Annotated in this window: 16 protein-coding genes; 4 read left to right on the plus strand and 12 right to left on the minus strand. The window is 60.7% G+C overall.

The window, feature by feature from the left end; genetic code table 11:
* Positions 1–135: 135 nt before the first annotated feature.
* Positions 136–2,841, minus strand: coding sequence for a pyruvate, phosphate dikinase (ppdK, locus tag DUT91_RS13765; RefSeq protein WP_114440965.1), 2,706 nt, complete (start codon positions 2,839–2,841; stop codon positions 136–138).
* A gap of 253 nt (positions 2,842–3,094) precedes the next feature.
* On the opposite strand from ppdK, the gene DUT91_RS13770 reads away from it, so the two are divergent.
* Positions 3,095–3,439: a VOC family protein gene (locus DUT91_RS13770; protein ID WP_114440966.1), complete on the plus strand. Its 345-nt coding sequence runs from the start codon at positions 3,095–3,097 to the stop codon at positions 3,437–3,439.
* 30 nt (positions 3,440–3,469) lie between these two features.
* Here DUT91_RS13770 and DUT91_RS13775 read toward each other — a convergent pair whose 3' ends face one another.
* From DUT91_RS13775 to DUT91_RS13805, 7 genes are all read right to left on the minus strand, one after another.
* A complete protein-coding gene (locus tag DUT91_RS13775; protein WP_245419714.1) occupies positions 3,470–4,138 on the minus strand; it encodes a DUF930 domain-containing protein in 669 nt (222 codons plus the stop codon).
* Between the two features lie 42 nt (positions 4,139–4,180).
* Complete coding sequence (smc, locus tag DUT91_RS13780; RefSeq protein ID WP_114440967.1) at positions 4,181–7,639, minus strand: chromosome segregation protein SMC; 3,459 nt, start codon at positions 7,637–7,639, stop codon at positions 4,181–4,183.
* An 87-nt stretch (positions 7,640–7,726) separates the two neighbouring features.
* Positions 7,727–8,431, minus strand: coding sequence for a DsbA family protein (locus DUT91_RS13785; RefSeq protein WP_114441215.1), 705 nt, complete (start codon positions 8,429–8,431; stop codon positions 7,727–7,729).
* Between the two features lie 113 nt (positions 8,432–8,544).
* A complete protein-coding gene (locus DUT91_RS13790) occupies positions 8,545–9,057 on the minus strand; it encodes a DUF721 domain-containing protein (RefSeq protein WP_114440968.1) in 513 nt (170 codons plus the stop codon).
* Positions 9,054–10,031 carry an SDR family NAD(P)-dependent oxidoreductase gene (locus tag DUT91_RS13795; protein ID WP_114440969.1) on the minus strand — a complete coding sequence of 326 codons (978 nt, stop codon included), beginning with the start codon at positions 10,029–10,031 and terminating at the stop codon, positions 9,054–9,056. Before DUT91_RS13795 ends, DUT91_RS13790 begins: the two co-directional genes overlap by 4 nt.
* On the minus strand, positions 10,028–11,278 hold the full coding sequence (locus tag DUT91_RS13800) for an O-antigen ligase family protein (protein WP_114440970.1): 1,251 nt from the start codon (positions 11,276–11,278) through the stop codon (positions 10,028–10,030). Before DUT91_RS13800 ends, DUT91_RS13795 begins: the two co-directional genes overlap by 4 nt.
* Positions 11,275–12,036: a glycosyltransferase family 25 protein gene (locus DUT91_RS13805; RefSeq protein ID WP_245419715.1), complete on the minus strand. Its 762-nt coding sequence runs from the start codon at positions 12,034–12,036 to the stop codon at positions 11,275–11,277. Before DUT91_RS13805 ends, DUT91_RS13800 begins: the two co-directional genes overlap by 4 nt.
* A gap of 192 nt (positions 12,037–12,228) precedes the next feature.
* Between DUT91_RS13805 and mutY the strand changes: the two genes are divergently transcribed.
* Both mutY and DUT91_RS13815 read left to right on the plus strand, forming a co-directional pair.
* Complete coding sequence (gene mutY / locus DUT91_RS13810) at positions 12,229–13,308, plus strand: A/G-specific adenine glycosylase (protein WP_114440972.1); 1,080 nt, start codon at positions 12,229–12,231, stop codon at positions 13,306–13,308.
* On the plus strand, positions 13,305–13,934 hold the full coding sequence (locus tag DUT91_RS13815) for an HAD family hydrolase (RefSeq protein WP_114440973.1): 630 nt from the start codon (positions 13,305–13,307) through the stop codon (positions 13,932–13,934). Before mutY ends, DUT91_RS13815 begins: the two co-directional genes overlap by 4 nt.
* 129 nt (positions 13,935–14,063) lie before the next feature.
* Here the strand turns inward: DUT91_RS13815 and DUT91_RS13820 are convergent, their stop codons facing one another.
* A complete protein-coding gene (locus DUT91_RS13820; RefSeq protein WP_114440974.1) occupies positions 14,064–15,197 on the minus strand; it encodes a site-specific DNA-methyltransferase in 1,134 nt (377 codons plus the stop codon).
* Between the two features lie 222 nt (positions 15,198–15,419).
* Here DUT91_RS13820 and DUT91_RS13825 point away from each other — a divergent pair, with 222 nt between their 5' ends.
* A complete protein-coding gene (locus DUT91_RS13825; RefSeq protein ID WP_114441217.1) occupies positions 15,420–16,109 on the plus strand; it encodes an HAD family hydrolase in 690 nt (229 codons plus the stop codon).
* 192 nt (positions 16,110–16,301) lie between these two features.
* Here DUT91_RS13825 and DUT91_RS13830 read toward each other — a convergent pair whose 3' ends face one another.
* From DUT91_RS13830 to DUT91_RS13840, 3 genes are all read right to left on the minus strand, one after another.
* Positions 16,302–16,484 (minus strand): hypothetical protein, encoded by a 183-nt coding sequence (locus DUT91_RS13830; protein ID WP_114440975.1) that lies wholly within the window; start codon positions 16,482–16,484, stop codon positions 16,302–16,304.
* 82 nt (positions 16,485–16,566) lie between these two features.
* Positions 16,567–18,150: an EAL domain-containing protein gene (locus DUT91_RS13835; RefSeq protein WP_160113651.1), complete on the minus strand. Its 1,584-nt coding sequence runs from the start codon at positions 18,148–18,150 to the stop codon at positions 16,567–16,569.
* Between the two features lie 303 nt (positions 18,151–18,453).
* The gene (locus DUT91_RS13840; protein WP_114440977.1) at positions 18,454–19,029 is read right to left on the minus strand and encodes a hypothetical protein; all 576 of its coding nucleotides are present in this window, start codon (positions 19,027–19,029) and stop codon (positions 18,454–18,456) included.
* Positions 19,030–19,194: the final 165 nt, after the last annotated feature.

Here is a 19,194-nt window from a genome sequence, read left to right on the forward strand (position 1 = left end):
GGCCGTTTCTACAGCCTGTTTTGGCGGGTAGGATTAATTTGTAGAATTATGGGGTGTTTTGCGGGTTCGCACTTCAATACCCCCTGGCCTGCCGGCCAGAGGGGGGTTCCAGTATGCGCAACTGAAACAACAGCTCTATGCAGCCGGAGCAACAGCCGCCGCTTTCCCCGAATTGGCCCGCGCGTTCAGGATTGCCGCCTGTGCCGCTGCCAATCGTGCGATCGGCACGCGGAAGGGTGAGCAGGAGACGTAATCGAGGCCCGTCTCCTCACAGAAGGCGATGGATGCGGGGTCGCCGCCATGCTCGCCGCAGATGCCGAGCTTGATGGCGGGACGGGTGCTGCGGCCGCGCTCGGCGGCGAGCTTCACCAGTTCGCCGACACCGTCCAGATCCAGCGAGACGAAGGGATCGCGCTCGATGATGCCCTTGCGCTGGTAGACCGAGAGGAACGACGCGGCGTCGTCGCGCGAGATGCCGAAGGTGGTCTGCGTCAGATCATTGGTGCCGAAGGAGAAGAACTCCGCCGCTTCCGCTATCTCATGTGCGCGGATGGCGGCGCGCGGCAGCTCGATCATCGTGCCGACGAGATAGTCTATCTTGATGCCGGCTTCCTCCGTGACTTCGGCGGCGACCGCATCGATGCGCGCCTTGACGAAATCGAGTTCCTCCTTGAGGCCGACCAGCGGCACCATGACTTCCGGCACAACCGGCGCGCCGGTATTCTTTCCGGCCTCCACCGCCGCCTCGAAGATGGCGCGGGCCTGCATCTCCGCGATCTCCGGATAGGAAATCGCCAGCCGGCAACCGCGATGGCCGAGCATCGGGTTGAACTCGTGGAGGGCCTCGGTCCGCTCGCGCAGCCTGTCGGCATCGACGCCCATGGCGCTTGCGACTTCCGCGATCTCTGCTTCCGTCTTGGGCAGGAATTCATGCAATGGCGGGTCAAGAAGACGGATTGTGACCGGCAAGCCCTTCATGATCTCGAAGAGTTCGATGAAATCCGAGCGCTGCATGGGCAAGAGCTTGGCAAGGGCCGTCCGCCTGCCCTCTTCCGTATCGGCGAGGATCATTTCACGCATGGCGACAATGCGCTCGCCTTCGAAGAACATGTGCTCCGTGCGGCAAAGGCCAATGCCCTCGGCGCCGAAGGAATGCGCCATGCGGGCATCCGCCGGCGTTTCAGCATTGGTGCGCACCTTCATGCGCCGCGTCTTGTCGGCCCATTCCATGATGCGGCCGAAATCGCCGGAAAGTTCAGGCTGGAGCATCGGCACCTTGCCCCTGAGCACCTGCCCGGTGCCGCCATCGACGGTGATGATATCGCCCTTCTTCAACGTGACGCCCGCCGCCGTCATGGTTTCGTTGCGATAATCGACACGCAGCGAGCCTGCGCCCGAGACGCAGGGCTTGCCCATGCCGCGCGCGACGACCGCCGCATGGCTGGTCATGCCGCCACGGGTGGTCAGGATGCCTTCGGCGGCGTGCATCCCGTGAATATCCTCCGGGCTGGTCTCGACGCGCACCAGGATGACCTTGCGGCCCTCTGCCTTCAGCGTCTCGGCGTCCTCGGATGAGAACACGATCTCGCCCGTCGCCGCGCCTGGAGAGGCGGGAAGGCCGATGCCGATGATATTGCGCTCCGCCTTCGGATCGATGGTCGGATGCAGGAGCTGATCGAGCGAGGCGGGATCGATGCGCAGCACCGCCTCCTCCGGGCCGATCAACCCTTCCCCGGCCATTTCGACCGCGATCTTCAGCGCGGCCTTGGCGGTGCGCTTGCCCGACCGGGTCTGCAGCATCCAAAGCTTGCCGCGCTCGATGGTGAATTCGAGGTCCTGCATATCGCGATAATGCCTTTCGAGCGTATCAGCGATCTTCAGGAACTGCGCGAACGCATCCGGCATGACCTTTTCGAGAGACGGCTTGTCGGAGCCGGCGGCGATGCGCGCCTCCTCGGTGATGTTCTGCGGGGTGCGGATGCCCGCGACTACATCTTCGCCCTGCGCATTGACGAGAAACTCGCCATAGAGCTTCTTTTCGCCCGTCGACGGATTGCGGGTGAAGGCGACGCCGGTGGCGGATGTCTCGCCCATATTGCCAAAGACCATCGCCTGGACGCTGACCGCCGTGCCCCAGGCCGCCGGGATATTGTGCAGGCGGCGATAGGTGATGGCGCGGGCGTTCATCCAGCTTGAGAAGACGGCGCCGATGGCGCCCCAGAGCTGCTTTTCCGGCGATTGGGGGAACGGCTCGCCCAATTCCTCCTCGACCTTGGATTTGTAGAGCGCGATGACCCCCTTCCAGTCGTCGGCGGTCAGGTCCGTATCGACATCGTGGCCAAAGTTGGCCTTGGTATCATCGAGAATTTCCTCGAAGAAGGCATGATCGACGCCGAGCACGACATCGGAATACATCTGGATGAAGCGGCGATAGCTGTCATAGGCGAAGCGCTCATCGCCCGATTCCCGCGCGATCGCCTCGACCGTCTCGTCGTTGAGCCCGAGATTGAGCACGGTATCCATCATGCCCGGCATGGACGCGCGGGCGCCCGAGCGCACGGAGACAAGAAGCGGCTTTGCCGGATCGCCAAAGGCGCGGCCGGTCAACGACGCGATATGCGCCAGCGCTTTCCTTACCTCCGCCTCGAGTTCGATGGGATAGCTGCGGTCATGATCGTAATAATAGCTGCAGACTTCGGTGGTGATGGTGAAGCCGGGAGGAACCGGCAGGCCGAGGCTTGCCATCTCCGCCAGATTGGCGCCCTTGCCGCCCAAAAGATTGCGGTCGCCGGCAGAACCCTCCGCCTTGCCGTCACCGAACGTATAGACCCATTTCACCATCGAGACCTCCTCAGCAGACCTGTCAGCCTTGATGCTTAAGCGATAGAGGAGGCCCGTGCCATCACAAAATGCTGCGCCGCAAATTCAAATCGATTAAGGGCCCCAAGGTTCCGCACAGGCCATTCAAACGGCCATTATCGCCTTGAATTTCACACGTATTTGGCAATGTTGGTGATAATGCGGGCTTTATCGCCACTTGCATTCATCTCGATAGGGATATAGAACATAAAGTGAACAAATTGGAGTTAATATCATGCGCATGACGGGTAAACTCGATTATCTCGAATTGCCGGCCGCCGGCGGAACGCTGGACAAGGTCAAGAATTTCTACAGCGAGGCGTTTTCCTGGTCCTTTACCGATTACGGGCCGACCTATTCGGCTTTCGACGAGGGGCTGGAGGGCGGCTTCGACGCCGCTCCGGGAGAACAGGCGGCAAAACCGCTGCCGGTGCTTTATTCCGAAAAACTGGAGGAAACGCTCGATGTCGTAGAGAAAGCCGGCGGAAAGATCGTCAGGCCGATTTTCTCCTTCCCAGGCGGCCGCCGCTTCCACTTCACGGACCCGGCGGGCAACGAACTGGCGGTCTGGGGCGAGTAATGACGCGCGACGGCATTTGCGCCACCCGGCTCAATGAACAGCCGACAGATTATGCGTCTCCCACTCCGCCCTCGGAATGGGAGCGCCCACCTGAAACTCGAATGAAGCAATTTTCCTGAGGTTGGCTGCCATTTCGCATTTGAATTTGACATTATACCACAGGCTTTTGCTCCTGAATGCTGCACCATCGGCGATGAGCGTGGCGCCGTCGGTCCTCGTGCCCGACATGGCATAGGCGACAAGCCTGTCGGGCTTGAAATTCTGCCGCCAGCGCTGGATCTGCTCCATCGCCTCGGCATCGCATATTTGCTCGATGCGGTCAGGGCCGGCCAATTGCGCCAGAGCCTGCCTCGCCTGCCGGTTGCGCGGGTCGGCGAGCATTTTCGCCGAGAACAGGTTCGTGGCGTGGACCATGGCCGGCGGATCAGCGGGTTTCTCCGCGCGGGGTTCGGATGTTTCAGGGGCTTTTCGAGGTACCGCCAATTCCTGTACTGCAGGTGGCACAGGCGGGGATGGCGGAGGCATGACGATCTCGACCGTAACGGCTTCTTCAGGCGGCAATTCCGGTGGCTGCATCGCCGGGATGAGAGACAATGCCACGGCAATAAGCGCGTGAAGAGCGAGCGAGGCGGCGACCGCCCAGATCATCAAGCGGCCTTGCGGATTTCCGGATTCCCGCGTGGCTGGGTCTATCTTCATGCCGCCGAGACCTGTTCGCCCGAGCGGGCTCCGCAACAATAACTAACTCGCCTCGAGCAGCCGTTCGGCCATCTGCAAGTCGACGGAAACGAGCTGGGAGACACCCTGCTCGGCCATGGTGACGCCGAACAGGCGGCTCATGCGGGCCATGGTGATCGGGTTGTGGGTGATGACGACAAAGCGGGTTTCGGTGGTGGCCGCCATCTCGTCCATTAGATTGCAGAAGCGCTCGACATTATGATCGTCGAGCGGCGCGTCGACTTCATCGAGGACGCAGATCGGCGCGGGGTTGGTGAGGAACACCGCGAAGATCAGCGCCATCGCGGTCAGCGCCTGCTCGCCACCGGAAAGCAGCGTCATCGTCTGCGGCTTCTTGCCGGGCGGACGGGCGAGGATTTCAAGTCCCGCCTCCAGCGGATCGTCGGATTCGATCAGTTGCAATTCGGCGGTACCGCCACCGAATAGATGGGTGAACAGCCGCTGGAACTGAGCATTGACGACATCAAAAGCGGCGAGCAGGCGCTCGCGTCCCTCGCGGTTGAGGCTCTGGATCGCCTGGCGCAGCTTCTTGATCGCCTCGATAATATCCTCGCGCTCGCCGATGATCGCCTCCAGACGTTCGGCCAGTTCGCTCTGCTCCTCGTCGGCGCGCAGATTGACCGCGCCGAGGCGCTCGCGCTCGATCTTCAGCCTTTCCAGCCTTTGTTCGACCTGCTCGATATCCGGCATCGGATCATCAGGCCCGAGCCCCGTCATGCGCATCGCCTCATGCGGCTGACAGTTCAGCGCTTCGAGAATGCGCCTTTCGGCGTCCTGGCGCCGCTCCTGCGCTGCGGAGCCGCGCTCCTCGGCGCGCGCCCTCGTCTCGCGCGAGGCGGCAAGGTCCTGGATGGCCTGGGTGGCGAGCTTGTCGAGTTCGGCCTGCCGGGCTTCCGCGATGGCGAGCTTGTCTGCTGCCTCCCGGCGCAGAGCTTCGGCTTGCGAGAGCTGTGACAGCAATGTGCGGCGGCGCTGATCGATCTCGTCGGGCGCGTCGGCCAGCCCTTCGGCCTCCGCCGCTGCCTCGGCGCGGCGCTCGGCGAGCGCCTCAATCTGGCGGTCGGCATTCTGCGCGCGGGAAACCCAGCTCTTGCGCTCATGGCCGATGGCTTCCAGCCGCCTTGCGCGAGCTTCCGCCTCGCGGCGCAAACCCTCATGGACTGCCCTCGCCTCGGCGAGCGCGGCACGGTCAGCCGTGACCTCGGCCGTCAGCGCGGCAAGACGGGCGTTGACTTCCTCTATATCCGGCATGGAGGCCAGATGATCGTCCGCGTCGGCAAGCTGGATTTGCGCTTCTTCAAGGCTTTCCGCGATGCGGGCCTTCGCCTCGTCGAGCGCGGCGCGGCGGCTCGAAAGCTGACCGGCGGCGCGCTCAGCGGCCGCAAGCGCCTCCCGGGCTTCATCAAGAGCACGCTGCGCTGCGCGCCAATGATCGCGCGCGGTGCGCTCGCGCTCCACCGCTTCGCGCACGCCGGCTTCGGCTTTTGCGACCGCCGCTTCAATGGCGTGCAAATGCTTCGTGGCCTCCACGGCCTCCAGATCGAGTTCCGCCAAGCGGTTCTTCTGGGCAAGGCGCTGCGCAGCGGGCGTCGGCGCGTCGGCGCTCGCGGTATAGCCGTCCCAGCGCCAGAGCGCGCCTGCCCGGCTGACCAGACGCTGACCGGGCTTCAGCAATTTTTGCAGGCGAGCGCCATCCGCCTCTTCGACGACACCTATCTGGGCAAGCCGACGGGCTAGCTGGCGCGGCGCGCTCACCAGATTCGCCAGGGCCTGCACGCCGTCCGGCAGATTGGGATCTTTATCCAGATCTCCGGTTCCCGCCCAGAATACCGGCGCGCCCGCATCTATTGGCGCGTCAAGGTCTTCACCAAGCGCGGCGCCGAGTGCTGTCTCGAATCCCTTTTCGACCCTTACCTGCTCCAGCACCGCCGGAAACAGGTCGGAAGCGTCCGCATTGATGATCCTGGCGAGCGTCCGGGCCTCGGTTTCGATCCGGTTCAGCTCGGCGCGGGCCTCGTTCAGGGGCTGGCGCAGGGCAGCTTCGCTGGCGCGGGCCTGCTCGACATGTTCCTCGGCGGCAAGGGCAGCCTCTTCGGCGGCGATCACCGCTTCCTCCGCCGCGTCCACGGCAAGGCGCTTTTCAACCGGATCGGCAAGCCCGGAGATCTGCGCGGCAATGGCGGCGATCTCGCGCTCGACGTCCTGCATCTGGTTGGCCAGCCGGTCACGCCGGTCGGCGGCTTCGCGCAGCGAGCGCTCGATCTGCGCGCGTTCGGCAGCGGCCTCGGCGCGCTCCGCCGTCACGCGGGCAAGGGCCGCTTCGCTTTCCCGGAGCCTGGCATCGGCGCTTTCAAAGACGGCGCGCGTTTCGATATCACGGTCGCCAGCCGCATCGTTATCAGCATTGAGCGTGCGCTCCTCCTCGTCGAGACGCGCCAGGATATCAGCGTTCTCGCGCACCATCTGCTCTTCGCGGACAATATCGGCGGCCAGTTGCTCAAGCCGCTTGAGGAGTTCCGAACGGCGGGCGCGGATGCGCTCGGCCTCTTCGTCGAGCTGCGTGCGCGCGATGGTCAGGCGCTGCAGCGCGGCGGCGGCCTTGGCCTCGGCATCACGTAGGTCCGGCAGACGGTGTGCGGCGATCCCCTGCTCCCGGGCCGCGGCCATCTGCGCCTGCGCCCGTTCGGCGACAAGCACGGTCGCCGTCGAAAGCGCGCTTTGCGCTTCCGCCTCCTGCGTCTTGGCGAGTGTCCATTTCAGGTGGAGGAGAATGGCTTCGGCGCTGCGGATATCGGCGGAAAGCGCCTTGAACCGGTTGGCCTGGCGTGCCTGGCGCTTCAGGCTCTCGACCTGGGCTCCCAGTTCGCCGACGACATCCTCGAGCCGTTCGAGATTGGTTTCGGCGGCACGCAGACGGAGTTCCGCCTCGTGACGGCGGGTGTGCAGGCCGGAGATGCCGGCTGCTTCTTCCAGAAGCGCACGGCGCGCCTGCGGCTTTGCCTGGATGAGTTCGCCGATACGCCCCTGCCCGACCATGGAAGGCGAGCGCGCGCCGGTCGACTGGTCGGCGAAAAGGAGTTGCACGTCCTTGGCGCGGGCTTCCTTGCCGTTGATGCGATAGACCGAACCCGCTTCGCGCTCGATGCGGCGCGATACCTGCAACTCATCGGCATCATTATAGGCTGAAGGTGCTGCGCGGTCCTGGTTGTCGAGGAAGAGCGTCACTTCGGCGGTATTGCGCGCCGGTCTGGTGCCCGAGCCCGAAAAGATCACGTCGTCCATGCCGGAAGCGCGCATGTTCTTGTAGGAGTTTTCGCCCATCACCCAGCGCAGCGCCTCGACCAGATTGGACTTGCCGCAGCCATTCGGGCCGACGACGCCGGTCAGCCCGTTCTCGATGACGAATTCCATCGGTTCGACGAAGGATTTGAAGCCGACAAGGCGCAGCTTGGAGAAGCGCATCAGCGATGCCCCTCTTCATCGCCAAACAGCTTCAAGGAAAAAAGAACGAGCATGGCCGGTGGCCTGCCCGTCCGCAACGAATGCAGGTCAGAGAAGGCCGTCGATGATTGCCGACATCTGGTCAACCGACAGTGCTCCAGTGTACTTCTTTCCGTTTATGAAAAAAGTCGGTGTCGAGGTAATACCGAATTCTTTCTCTCCACGATCCCGCGATGCGTTCACATCATCGAGAAGTTGCTGGTTCGTCAAGCAAGCCTTGAACGACTCCTGTGTAAAACCGGCCAGCTTGGAGATTTGCATCAAGGGTTCTTCCGCATTCGGCGCCGCCGCCCATTGCTGCTGCTGCTTGAAAAGCACGTCGACCATCGGGAAGTAGCGGTCTTCCGGAGCGCAGCGCGCCAGCATGAAGGCCGCCGAGGCACGCGGATCGAACGGGAATTCGCGGAAGATGAGCCGCGCCTTGCCGGTATCGATATATTTCGTCTTAATGGCCGGAAGCGTCGTTTCGGCGAAATGCGCGCAATGCGGGCAGGTCATCGAGGCATATTCGACGATGGTGACGGGCGCGTCGGCCTTGCCCAGAACCATGTCCTTCAGCTTGCCCGGCTCGTAGAGTTTCGCGACATCGACCGTGCCTTCGGCGGCGGGCACATCGGATGTCGCGGAGGTGGTGGTGGCATCAGGAATTCCGGCAACTGGATCTGAGGAATCGCTGCACGCGGCAAGCGCTATTCCCGCAGCAGAAATGGCTGCGAGGGAAAGAACATTTCTGCGGCTCAATCGTGCAGCCATCGAATCACCTATCGTGTTATCTGTTTCCATTACAATACCCGCATCATTTCACACGGGCGACAGCAATCCTTTAAGGCAGAAAAAGCCTTAAATCTTTGACTTTTTCGTGAAGATCAGGATCCGCGCTTCGCCTTCTCCGCGATCACGCTGCGGCCAAGCCTGGCCAGAGCGGCGCGCAGGCCGTCATCCTCGATCTCAGCCGTCACCGCTTCAATATGCTTTTCCGAGGCGGCGTCGACCACCGCCTGCTGCATCCTTCGCGGCGGCGCGGGCTTCGGCACCGGCTTTTGCTCGATCTTGATGCGCCCGATCGCGGCGAAGCCCAGGAAGGCATTGACGCGGCTGATGATCTCGCCGGTTTCGTGCTGGATGCGAATGGCGGCGAAGCCTTCGCAGGCGATGACCAGCGTTGCGGGCTGAAACGGATCGTCCTCATGCGCGCGGCGCGGCCAGAGGATCTTCAGCGGACGCGACTGCGCGCCGAGCGCGGAGCCGATGATATCTTCCCAGGATTGCAGAAGCGCCAGATTGATGCCCGCACGCTTGCGCAGCACAGGATCGAGAACCCCCGATGCCATATCCGCCAGCGGCCGAAACCCTCTATAGCCTTCTTTTTTTTCGCTCATCTCTTGCCATTATAGCCACGAAACCATTCGACGAACAAAGGAATTCCCTTGGCGAGCGGCGTGACCGGCGCGAAACCGAGATCACGGGCGGCAAGCTGGATATCTGCGTAGGTGCGCGGCACGTCGGCCGGTGGCATCGGCTCGAGCTGCTTGATCGCCTCACGGCCCGTCGCCTTCTCGATCTCCGCGATGAAATCATTGAGCGCGACGGGGCTGCTATTGCCGAGATTATAAACCGGTGCCGTCGCCTGCGGCTGTTGCAAAATGCGTTTCACAGCACCGAGAACACCGCTGACGATATCATCGATATAGGTGAAATCACGCGCCATCTGGCCATTGTTGAAGACGCGGATCGGCTCGCCCTTGAGGATGGCGCTGGTGAAGAGCCACGGCGCCATATCAGGGCGTCCATAGGGACCGTATACCGTGAAAAAACGCAGGCCGGCGGATGCCATGCCGTGCACCTGCGCGTAGGAATGGGCCAGCAACTCGCCCGCCCTCTTGGTGGCGGCGTAGACGGAAACCGGGCTGTCGACGATATCGCTCTCGCTGAACGGCATCTTCTCGTTCGCGCCATAGACAGAGGAGGAACTGGCGTAGACGACGGGCGGGCGCTTCGGCATGGCCAAGGCCTGCTCGAACACAGTCACCTGCCCCTGGACATTGGCCGAGACATAGGCGGACGGGTTTTCGATGGAATAACGCACCCCCGCCTGCGCGGCGAGGTGAACGATGATTTCGGCATCCTCATCGGGACCGATTGCCGCCTTCAAGGCCGCCGCGTCGGAGATATCGGCGCGGGCAAAGCGAAAGCCTTGCTCCGCCTGCAGGACGGACAGGCGTGTTTCCTTCAGTTCCACGGGATAATAGGCATTGAGGTCGTCTATGCCCACCACCTGCCAGCCATCACGCAGCAATGCCCTTGCCGTGTGGAAACCGATGAACCCGGCCGCCCCGGTAACGATCGCCTTCATGTCTGTCCTCTCTCAGGCACGCTGCCCATGCGGCAGCGCTGCGCCATGATGAAACGGGATGCGCCGGCGTTGAGCGCGCCGAAATAGAAAAAGATGCCTGATATCGTCACCTCGTGCAGCAGCGGGTTGTGCAGCAGGCCATAGGTCGCGCAGACGACTATGAAATAGATGATGCTACGCGTCATTCCGGGGCTGCTGGAATGACGGAAGATATGCGACAGGCCGAAATAGGCACAGGAAAGGAGAAGGATGAGCCCGATCAGGCCGTCGTTGAGCAATTCGTCGAGGATCGTATTGTGAACGTGGCGGAAACCAGCAAGCATCGGCGCGTTTTCGCCGGCTTTTGCGCGAACCATGTCCATTTTCACATAGGATCCGACACCGGTGATCGGGTGTTCGCTGATGACCTGTTTTGCGCCGTCCCACAATGCAAAGCGGATATCGGCCGATATCTTGTCTTCCCATTTGGACTTGTCACCCGTGTCGTAATATTCGACGATCCCGACAAATCGTTTCGAAATGATTTGGTCGACAGGGCCTACGGTAGCCAGACCCAACGCCGCCAGCGACAGGGCGGCATAGGATATCATCCTGATCCTGGGCGCAAACTTGCTGACGGAGATAAAAATTTCGATCAGGGCGAAGATCGGAAGGACGGCCAGCACGGCGCGCGTTTCGGAGGTCAGCACTGCCGCCGTTCCCAAAACGAGATAATACGGGCCGTTCGGCAGATAGCGCGGCGCATTGGGTATGGGGATCGCCGCGCCTATAGCCGCCAGGCCGGCGACGAATGCGAAAACGGCTGCGTTGCCGCCGACGCCGATGCGCCCGCCATAGATGAGGGCGATGGTCAAGGCGGTCAGAAAAGCAAGCGTAACCCCGACGCGCGCGCCCAGGACGAAAGCGCGCAGGGGATCGCGGACCAGGACCATGCCGGGGCCTGCAAAGGACAGAACGGAGAAAAGCAGGGTATAGCCGATCTGCCGGTTATCCCAGATCGGTTCGCCGCGATAAAGGATCAGGCCTAGCGACCAGATGCCGTAAAGCACGGCACAGATGTAGAAATTGCGTGCAAAGGGACGCGCAGCCCGATGGCGCCCGCAGATGAGATATATTCCGATGCAGGAGAACAAAAACAGGGAGATCGGACCGAAGCCAAGCCGAATGGGCATCGTTGCCGAGCCTGCGCCGAGGATCCAAGGGTCGATACGCCGCCGCATCAAAAAGGATTTCTTGTTGAAACTCATTTTTCTTTGCCCGTCAGGCGAACAACTGCGCATGCAAACCACATTCGGCGGAGATAATCGCTTGCTCTGAACATCAATGTCCCGATGCGCTTCCAGGCCGGCAGCTTGGCTCTTGCATAGGCCGCCCTACCGTCGGCGATCGTGGAGAGTGCCTGCCTGGAGAGGCTCACGAGCGGCTTGTCGGTCGTAAAAATCGCATAGTCCCCACTCCATCCGCGCTCCAGCGCTACATCATAGGGAAGCCGCATCGGCCTCAATGCCTCCAAAAGCTTTTTCGCGCCTTCGCGGGTCACTGCATAGGCGGCGGAGCTTCCAAGCGGACCATGACTGCATCGTCCGATCCAATAACCCGCATTGACCTGCCGAAAGCGGCGAAAAAGCGGCGTGCGGTGATTGACAAGCTTGACCGCATCCCAGCCGGACACCCGCGACAGGGCCTCGACAAAGGGGGTGAAATCAGCTGTGAATTCAACATCATCCTCGACGACGACCGCATGCGGCTCATCGCCTTGGGCGATCTCCTGCAATGCCTTGAGATGACTGAAATAACAGCCGATCTCGGCTGGCATGACATTCTTGCCGTGGAGCCGTTTGAATGCCCCAACGTCGAGATCTGCGAGAGCGGATTGCGGCAGAACCCGACCATCCACGGCGGGCACCCGACGGACCACGACGCCAAACTGCTTCGCGCTGTCCTTTATTGCCGTCAGCCGCTCCTTTGAGCGGTCAAGATTGATGACATAGACAGGTATGGACAAATGAATCGCCTTTAGCAGGTTCAGTATCGTTCAACCGGTGAAACGCATAGGTTCGAATGTCAACAGGGCGAGCGAAATCGCTTCGGACGATTGCACAAAAACCGGCACCGGTTGGCATTATCGTGAGACTATGACATTCATATTTCTCAGTTTTAGCCTGTTTTCCAGTGCTGCTTCCCGAAAAGAATATTGATGAACCGCAGAGCCGAGCAATTACTCCGATGGTATGATGACCACCACCGCCTTTTTCCGTGGCGGGTAACGCCATCGGAGCGTGCACAGGGCGTTCTCGCGGATCCGTACCGCGTATGGCTCTCGGAGATCATGCTGCAGCAAACCACGGTCGAGGCGGTGAAACCCTTTTTCCAGGCGTTCGTCACGCGATGGCCGACTGTCGGCGCGCTGGCTGGGGCAACGGATGATGATGTGATGCGGGCGTGGGCTGGCCTCGGCTATTATTCGCGAGCGCGAAATCTGAAGAAATGCGCTGAAATCGTCGCGAACGAACTGAACGGCGTGTTTCCATCGACAATCGCGGGGCTGAAGGCGCTGCCCGGCATCGGCGACTATACGGCAGCGGCAATCGCGGCGATCGCCTTCGACCAGCCAGCCGCCGTTGTCGATGGCAATATCGAGCGCGTCATTACAAGGCTTTTCGCCATATCCACGCCCTTGCCGGCGGCAAAATCCGAGATCCGCGCCAAGGTGCAGACGATCACCCCCAGTGATCGTTCCGGTGATTTTGCGCAGGCGATGATGGATCTCGGCGCGATGATATGCACGCCCAGACGGCCTGCCTGCGTGCTTTGCCCGGTCAATGACGACTGCAGGGTTCTCACGGAAGGCGATCCGGAGCTTTTCCCGGTAAAGGCGCCGAAGAAAGACAGGCCGGTGCGGTTCGGCGCAGCCTTCATCGCCATATCGCGGAACGGTTCGGTTTTCCTGCGCAAGCGCCCCGCTTCGGGGCTGCTCGGCGGCATGGCCGAAGTACCGTGCACGAACTGGACGGCACGCATTGACGGCGAAACATCGGCCGATGCCGCCCCCTTCCCCGCGCGGTGGAGGGCTTGCGGCAGCATCGTCCATGTCTTCACCCATTTCGAACTGCGGCTTTCGGTCTATCGGGCAGACAATGTGGCTGAGGCGGCAGCGGCCGACGGCTGGTGGGCCTCCCCCGGGGATTTGCCCGGTGAAGCCTTGCCCACAGTCATGAAAAAGGCGATAGCGGCGGCCATACCGGACGCATTTACACCGAAGAGGCACAGCGCATGAGCCAACCCGCAAAACATCCCGTCAAACACATCGTCTTCGATATCGGCAAGGTGCTGATCCATTATGATCCGCATCTGGGGTATCAGGACCTCATCCCGGATGAAAACGAGCGGCGCTGGTTCTTCGAGAATGTCTGCACGCATGAGTGGAACGTCGAGCAGGATCGCGGCCGGACCTGGCCCGAAGCCGAAGCGCTGCTGATCGAATCCCATCCTGATCGCGCCGAACACATCCGCGCCTTCCGCAAAAGCTGGCACAAGATGGTGCCCTATGCTTATGACGGCACCGTCGAGATCCTGCGTCGGCTGATCGGGGACGGTCATGACGTGACGATGCTGACCAATTTCGCTTCGGATACCCTGCGCGAGGCGCAAGTGCGTTATCCGTTCCTCCGGGACAGCCGCGGCGTGACCGTATCGGGCGATATCGGGCTGCTCAAGCCCGACAAGGCGATCTACGAATATCACGTCAGGGCGTTCGATCTCGAACCATCGGCAACCCTGTTCATCGACGATACGCTCGCCAATGTCGAAGGTGCCGTGGCCGCCGGCTGGCAGGCTGTGCAATTCATCGATCCGGAGCAATTGAAAACCGATCTTCGGCAGGCAGGGATCGAGATATCATAGCTCACGCCGAACGGCCTCTCCCAAAAGCACCGAAGCGCTTGAGGACGGGCCTCAAGCGCTTCGGGATCAGACTATAACTGGAGGTCTCGTCCGATTGGTATCAGAGCATCGCTCTGAACTTTGTTGATATTATGCTCCTGCCGGCAGCATCTGCGCGCGGATCTGGCTGCGCAGATCATCGATTGGCTTGAGGCGACCTTCCTCCTCATAGTGCCAGAAGGTCCAGCCGTTGCAGGCATCGAGGCCCTGCACCTTGGCGCCCATGCGATGAATCGACCCCGCCTCGCCATTGGCGGCGAGCGTGCCGTCGGCGCGAACGATCGCTGCATGGCGGCGGCGTGCGTCGCTCAGCACGGTTCCCGGGCGCAGCAGTCCCGATTCGATGACACTGACGAAAGCCACGCGCGGCTCGGCGCGCTTGCCGGTCATGACGGTGAGTTCGGCCTTGCCGAGCGGCTCGACCGCTGCAATGCGGGCCATGGCGGCGTCGATATAGGCCTGCTCGCGTTCCACTCCGACGAAATGACGGCCAAGACGCTTGGCGACTGCGCCCGTCGTTCCCGTTCCGAAGAACGGATCAAGGACCACGTCGCCGGGCTTCGATGATGCCATCAGCACGCGTGCAAGCAGCGCTTCCGGCTTCTGGGTCGGATGAACCTTGTCGCCGTTTTCATCCTTCAGCCGTTCACCGCCGGTGCAGATTGGGAAAAGCCAGTCCGAACGCATCTGCAGATCGTCATTGGCCGCCTTCATCGCCTCGTAATTGAAGGTGTAGCCCTTGGCCTTCTGGTCGCGCGAGGCCCAGATCATGGTTTCATGGGCATTCTGGAAACGGCGGCCGCGGAAATTCGGCATCGGATTGGTCTTGCGCCACACGATGTCGTTCAGCATCCAGAAGCCCAGATCCTGCATCGACGCACCGACGCGGAAGATATTGTGGTAGGAGCCGATGACCCAAATGGTTCCATTGGGCTTGAGGACCCGGCGGCAGGCGAGAAGCCAGGCGCGGGTGAAGGCATCATAGGCCTGGAAGCTTTCGAACTGATCCCAATGGTCATCGACGGCGTCTACCTTGGACTGGTCGGGGCGAAGCAGGTCGCCTTCGAGCTGGAGGTTGTATGGCGGATCGGCGAAGATCACATCGACGGAGTGATCGGGAAGCCGCTCGAGAGCTGCGACGCAATCGCCCTTGAGGATCGTGTCGAGCCAGGAGGACTGCGGTGCCGCCTGGGGCAACTCATTCACAATACGAACAACAGACATGAGATACTCGGCTACTGGAGGACGCTTTACTGATCCTTATGGTTACCGGACAGGGTAAATATGGGGTTAAGCCACAAGTGGATTGTTGGCGGATTGCTGCTCGCAGCCATAAAACTTTGACGCTTGGGCTATAAAGGTGTAGCCCAAGCGCCATGTCCCCCGGTCGAAAGCCCGGGGGCACTCGTTTCTATCTCCTTTTTTGCAATGACAGGATTGCAGACCATGACGGCACCCCAGCTCATCATCTTCGACTGCGACGGCGTTCTGGTCGATTCGGAAATCATCGCGGCGCGGGTCGAGTCTGAACTCCTGACCGACGCCGGCTATCCGATCGAACCTGATGAAATCGCCGAGCGGTTTTCCGGCCTGACCTGGCCCAATATATTGATGATGGTGGAACGCGAAGCCGGAATTCCGATTTCAGCGTCGCTGATCGAGAAATCCGACCGGATTCTTGACGAAAGACTGGCGAACGAAGTCCTCGCCATCGACGGTATCGCGCAGGCAGTCGCCAAGCTGCATTATCCCAAGTGCATCTGCTCGAATTCATCGAACAAGAGACTGAAGCTGATGCTTACCCGCACCGGGCTCTACGATCTCTTCGCGCCCGATATCTTCGCCGCTGGAGAGGTCGGGACCAAGAAGGGCAAGCCCGCGCCCGATGTGTTCCTCCATGCGGCGGAAAAATTCGGTGTCGATCCAAGGGACGTCATCGTGATCGAAGATTCGGTCCATGGCATCCATGGCGCGCGCGCGGCGGGAATGCGCGTCATCGGCTTCACCGGCGGAGCGCATAGCTATCCCGGACACGCGGACCGGCTGATGGATGCGGGCGCGGAAACGGTCATCAGCCGCCACCAGGATTTGCCCGCCGTCATCGAGGCGATGTCGGTCTGGTCCGAAGCGATTTAACGCCTCACGTCGCTATTGCACGTTTGATGCAACGGAATGAACCCTCGGGGGAGATCCCCCGGGAATTCTACCGTCGTCGGGAAGCGAGAATGTTGCTTCCCGTGCCGCGCGGAATTGAGAAAAGCTTCTGGCAGGACGAGGCGAGACCAGATCAGGGCAATAAACGGCCTGCCCTGTCATACGGCCTGCCTGTCAAGCGGCAGACCTTTTCCTGCCTTTCGGCGGGGCGTTGAGCATCGAGAGTGTTTCCTCGGCCTCCTCAAGCGAAAGGCCGATCATCAGCTTGGTGCCCATAATAACCGGGATGCCCGTGACCGAATCAAAGATGGCCCAGGTGTCGGTCGGTTCGAAAATGCGTTCGTATCGTGGTTTCATGGCAGGGACACTAACGCGAGCCGGTTGATATTCTCCTGAGGTGAGCAGCTATTTTTGAATCAACTTTTATCTAATCGAAATTTCAATCCGTGTTGGACCTATGCCGGTGATGCAGGCCTTTTCTAGGGCCCCTCTTGCTGCTGACGATCCCGTCCTGCTGCTCCAGCAGCTTGATAAGCTTAGCAGCGGGAACAGGTTTTCCATAATACCAGCCCTGCCCCATGACGGGTACAGGAAGATTGCGAAAATATTCGGCTTGCGCTTCGGTCTCGATGCCTTCCACGACGATGTCTAGATTGTGCTTGATCGCCACGTCGATGATCTGCGGCACGATGCTCACCGTCACGGCGTCCGTTCCCACCGTGCGGGTGAAGGCACGGTCCATTTTCAGGACATTGACATTCAGTTGACCGAGATAGGCAAGGCTCGAATAGCCGGTGCCGAAATCATCGATATAGACCACATGTCCGCGTGCCCGCAGCCGGGCGATGCCTTCGATGGCTGCGGTGGAATCGGCTGTGGAACGTTCGGTCAGTTCGATCCCGATCTGGTGTGGGGTCAGTCCGGCATGGTGCAGGCCGTCTTCGAGCGCTGCAAAGAATTTCGGATCGCTCAGATCGGCGGCGACTATATTGATGGTTATGCGGAAGCCTTCATGCAGGCGAAGCGTTTCGGCCATTTCGTCGATCATTCGATCAAACACATAACGGCTGATCCGGCCGGCCATCCCCTTTTGCTCAGCGATAGCGGTGAAGACGTCGGGCGGCACGAAATCACCATTGCTTTGCCAGCGGACCAGCGCTTCCGCGCCGACAATCTTCCCGTCGCGCACATTGACCACCGGCTGATAGAGTAAGGTCACTTCCTGCCGGTTAAGCGCTCTGGAAAGCCGGGCCATCAGCGATTGATCGCGACGGTTGAAATTTATCCAGCCCAATGCCCCGAGCGCGCCAAGCGCGCCGCCGAGCAGCATGACCGCATCCACGAAGCCATGGTTCGACGCGTCGAGATCGCTCAGGCTGGCCCAGACGGATATGCACATGCCCGAGGCCGTGGAACAGCTATCGCGGCGAAGAACGCCGGCTCCATGGCTCCAGATCACCCCTTCGGCCGGTGCCGGGGCGCTGGTTTCCATGTCGCCGAACATCTTGACGATTTGTCCCTTTTCAACATCACCGTAATAGACGGCAAAATGGTAGGGCGGGTCTTTCCACGTATCGAGCGCCCGGGGATCGATGACCACATCGGCATTTCCGCGACCTATGATGGTCGCCGTGGAGTTGGAGACCGCCAACGGCGTATCGGGGAAGATCTGCGTTCCATCAGGCAGTTCGACATAGGGCACGCTCGGCATTGGCACGTGACCGCTGGGAACGCCCAACAAGGTGGAACACAAAAGAGCGCCATCCTTGACACGCCCTATGTCCTTGAGGTTGCGCGAACCAAAGAGCATGTTGCGCAAAAACTCGATTTCAGCAGGCGTGCAATAGGGCGGAGGCGCAGCATTGGTGTCGTCAAGCGCCTTGTTCGTCTCTTCGATGACAGCGGTGGCATGTCCCAGCAACTGGTCTGAATAACTCGCCAGCGCCTCGCGGTCGGCAGTTAACCATATCCGGTTTCCCAGCGCGTAGCCGAGCCATCCCCCGACCAATGTTAAAATTGCCATCAGCAAAACAAGGGGGATGGACCGAAAGATAGGGCGCAAACGATCGTTCACGGGCATTCCTGTGCGTCACGCAGTCAAAACTTCGCAGCCATACCCATAAAGCCTGCAGCCCTACCCATCCCGAGAGAGAGTAAAACCGCATTATAGTTAAATTTTTGTATTGGTGGTGCGAATATCCAGCGCGCCGCTCACTTATATACGTTAGATGAGCGGCGCGACCATGAAAAACAAACTATCTCAAGGGAAGGCTTCGACCAGGGGCGCGTTACTTCATTCGCCCCAGGTGTTTTCACTGAAGTTATCTTACTTGGTATTATAGGGCCCTTCGTCATAACCGACGAAGACTTGAATGTCTTTTTGCGCTGGCGTCGGGAAGCTGATCGCCCGGTCATTGAAGACGAACTGCGTCGCGCTGGAGGGGTTGGAAACGCTGACCTGATGTTTGTGCAGCTTTGAATAGAGCACGGCATCGCCCTGCTGGACCACGACGCGGATAGGCATGGTGATCGTACCTGCCTTGAACTGCGGCCCCGGAACGATCTTGCCTGCCGCGGCCACATCCATCGTGGTGGTGCCCGGCGCATATTGACAGGCGCGCGTCACATCGGTGATGGCTGCCTGGTAGATAATGCGCGCATTATCCTTCTCGCCGCCCTTCTCGTAGGTGTTGAAGAAGGCCGTTCCCTCGCGCAGCGTGATATTGGGGCAGTAGGCAGTCAGTTCGGATTCCTTGACCTTCTGTTCACCTGACGTGGAAGGCAAACCACTCCCGGCGGTCCCCGATCCGTCACCCTTCGTCGTGCAGCCGGCGGCCGTCAAAACCAGCGCCATCGCAAAAACTTGATGAAATGCGGAACGATTGTATGATGTTTTACCCATGAACCGGACTTCCCTGCACTAATGAACCTGTTCTATACCAACGTCCGTGGACCAATGCCACGGGGATCGCGCGATGACGTTTTCCCGTTTTTTAGCTGATAGGGCAACCCCACCCCTGAAGCTGTGCCGAAAACAAAGCGACAACGGGAACTGCTATACAAGGCC

It is taken from the genome of Paramesorhizobium salinisoli (assembly GCF_003335045.1).
Lineage (GTDB): Bacteria > Pseudomonadota > Alphaproteobacteria > Rhizobiales > Rhizobiaceae > Paramesorhizobium > Paramesorhizobium salinisoli.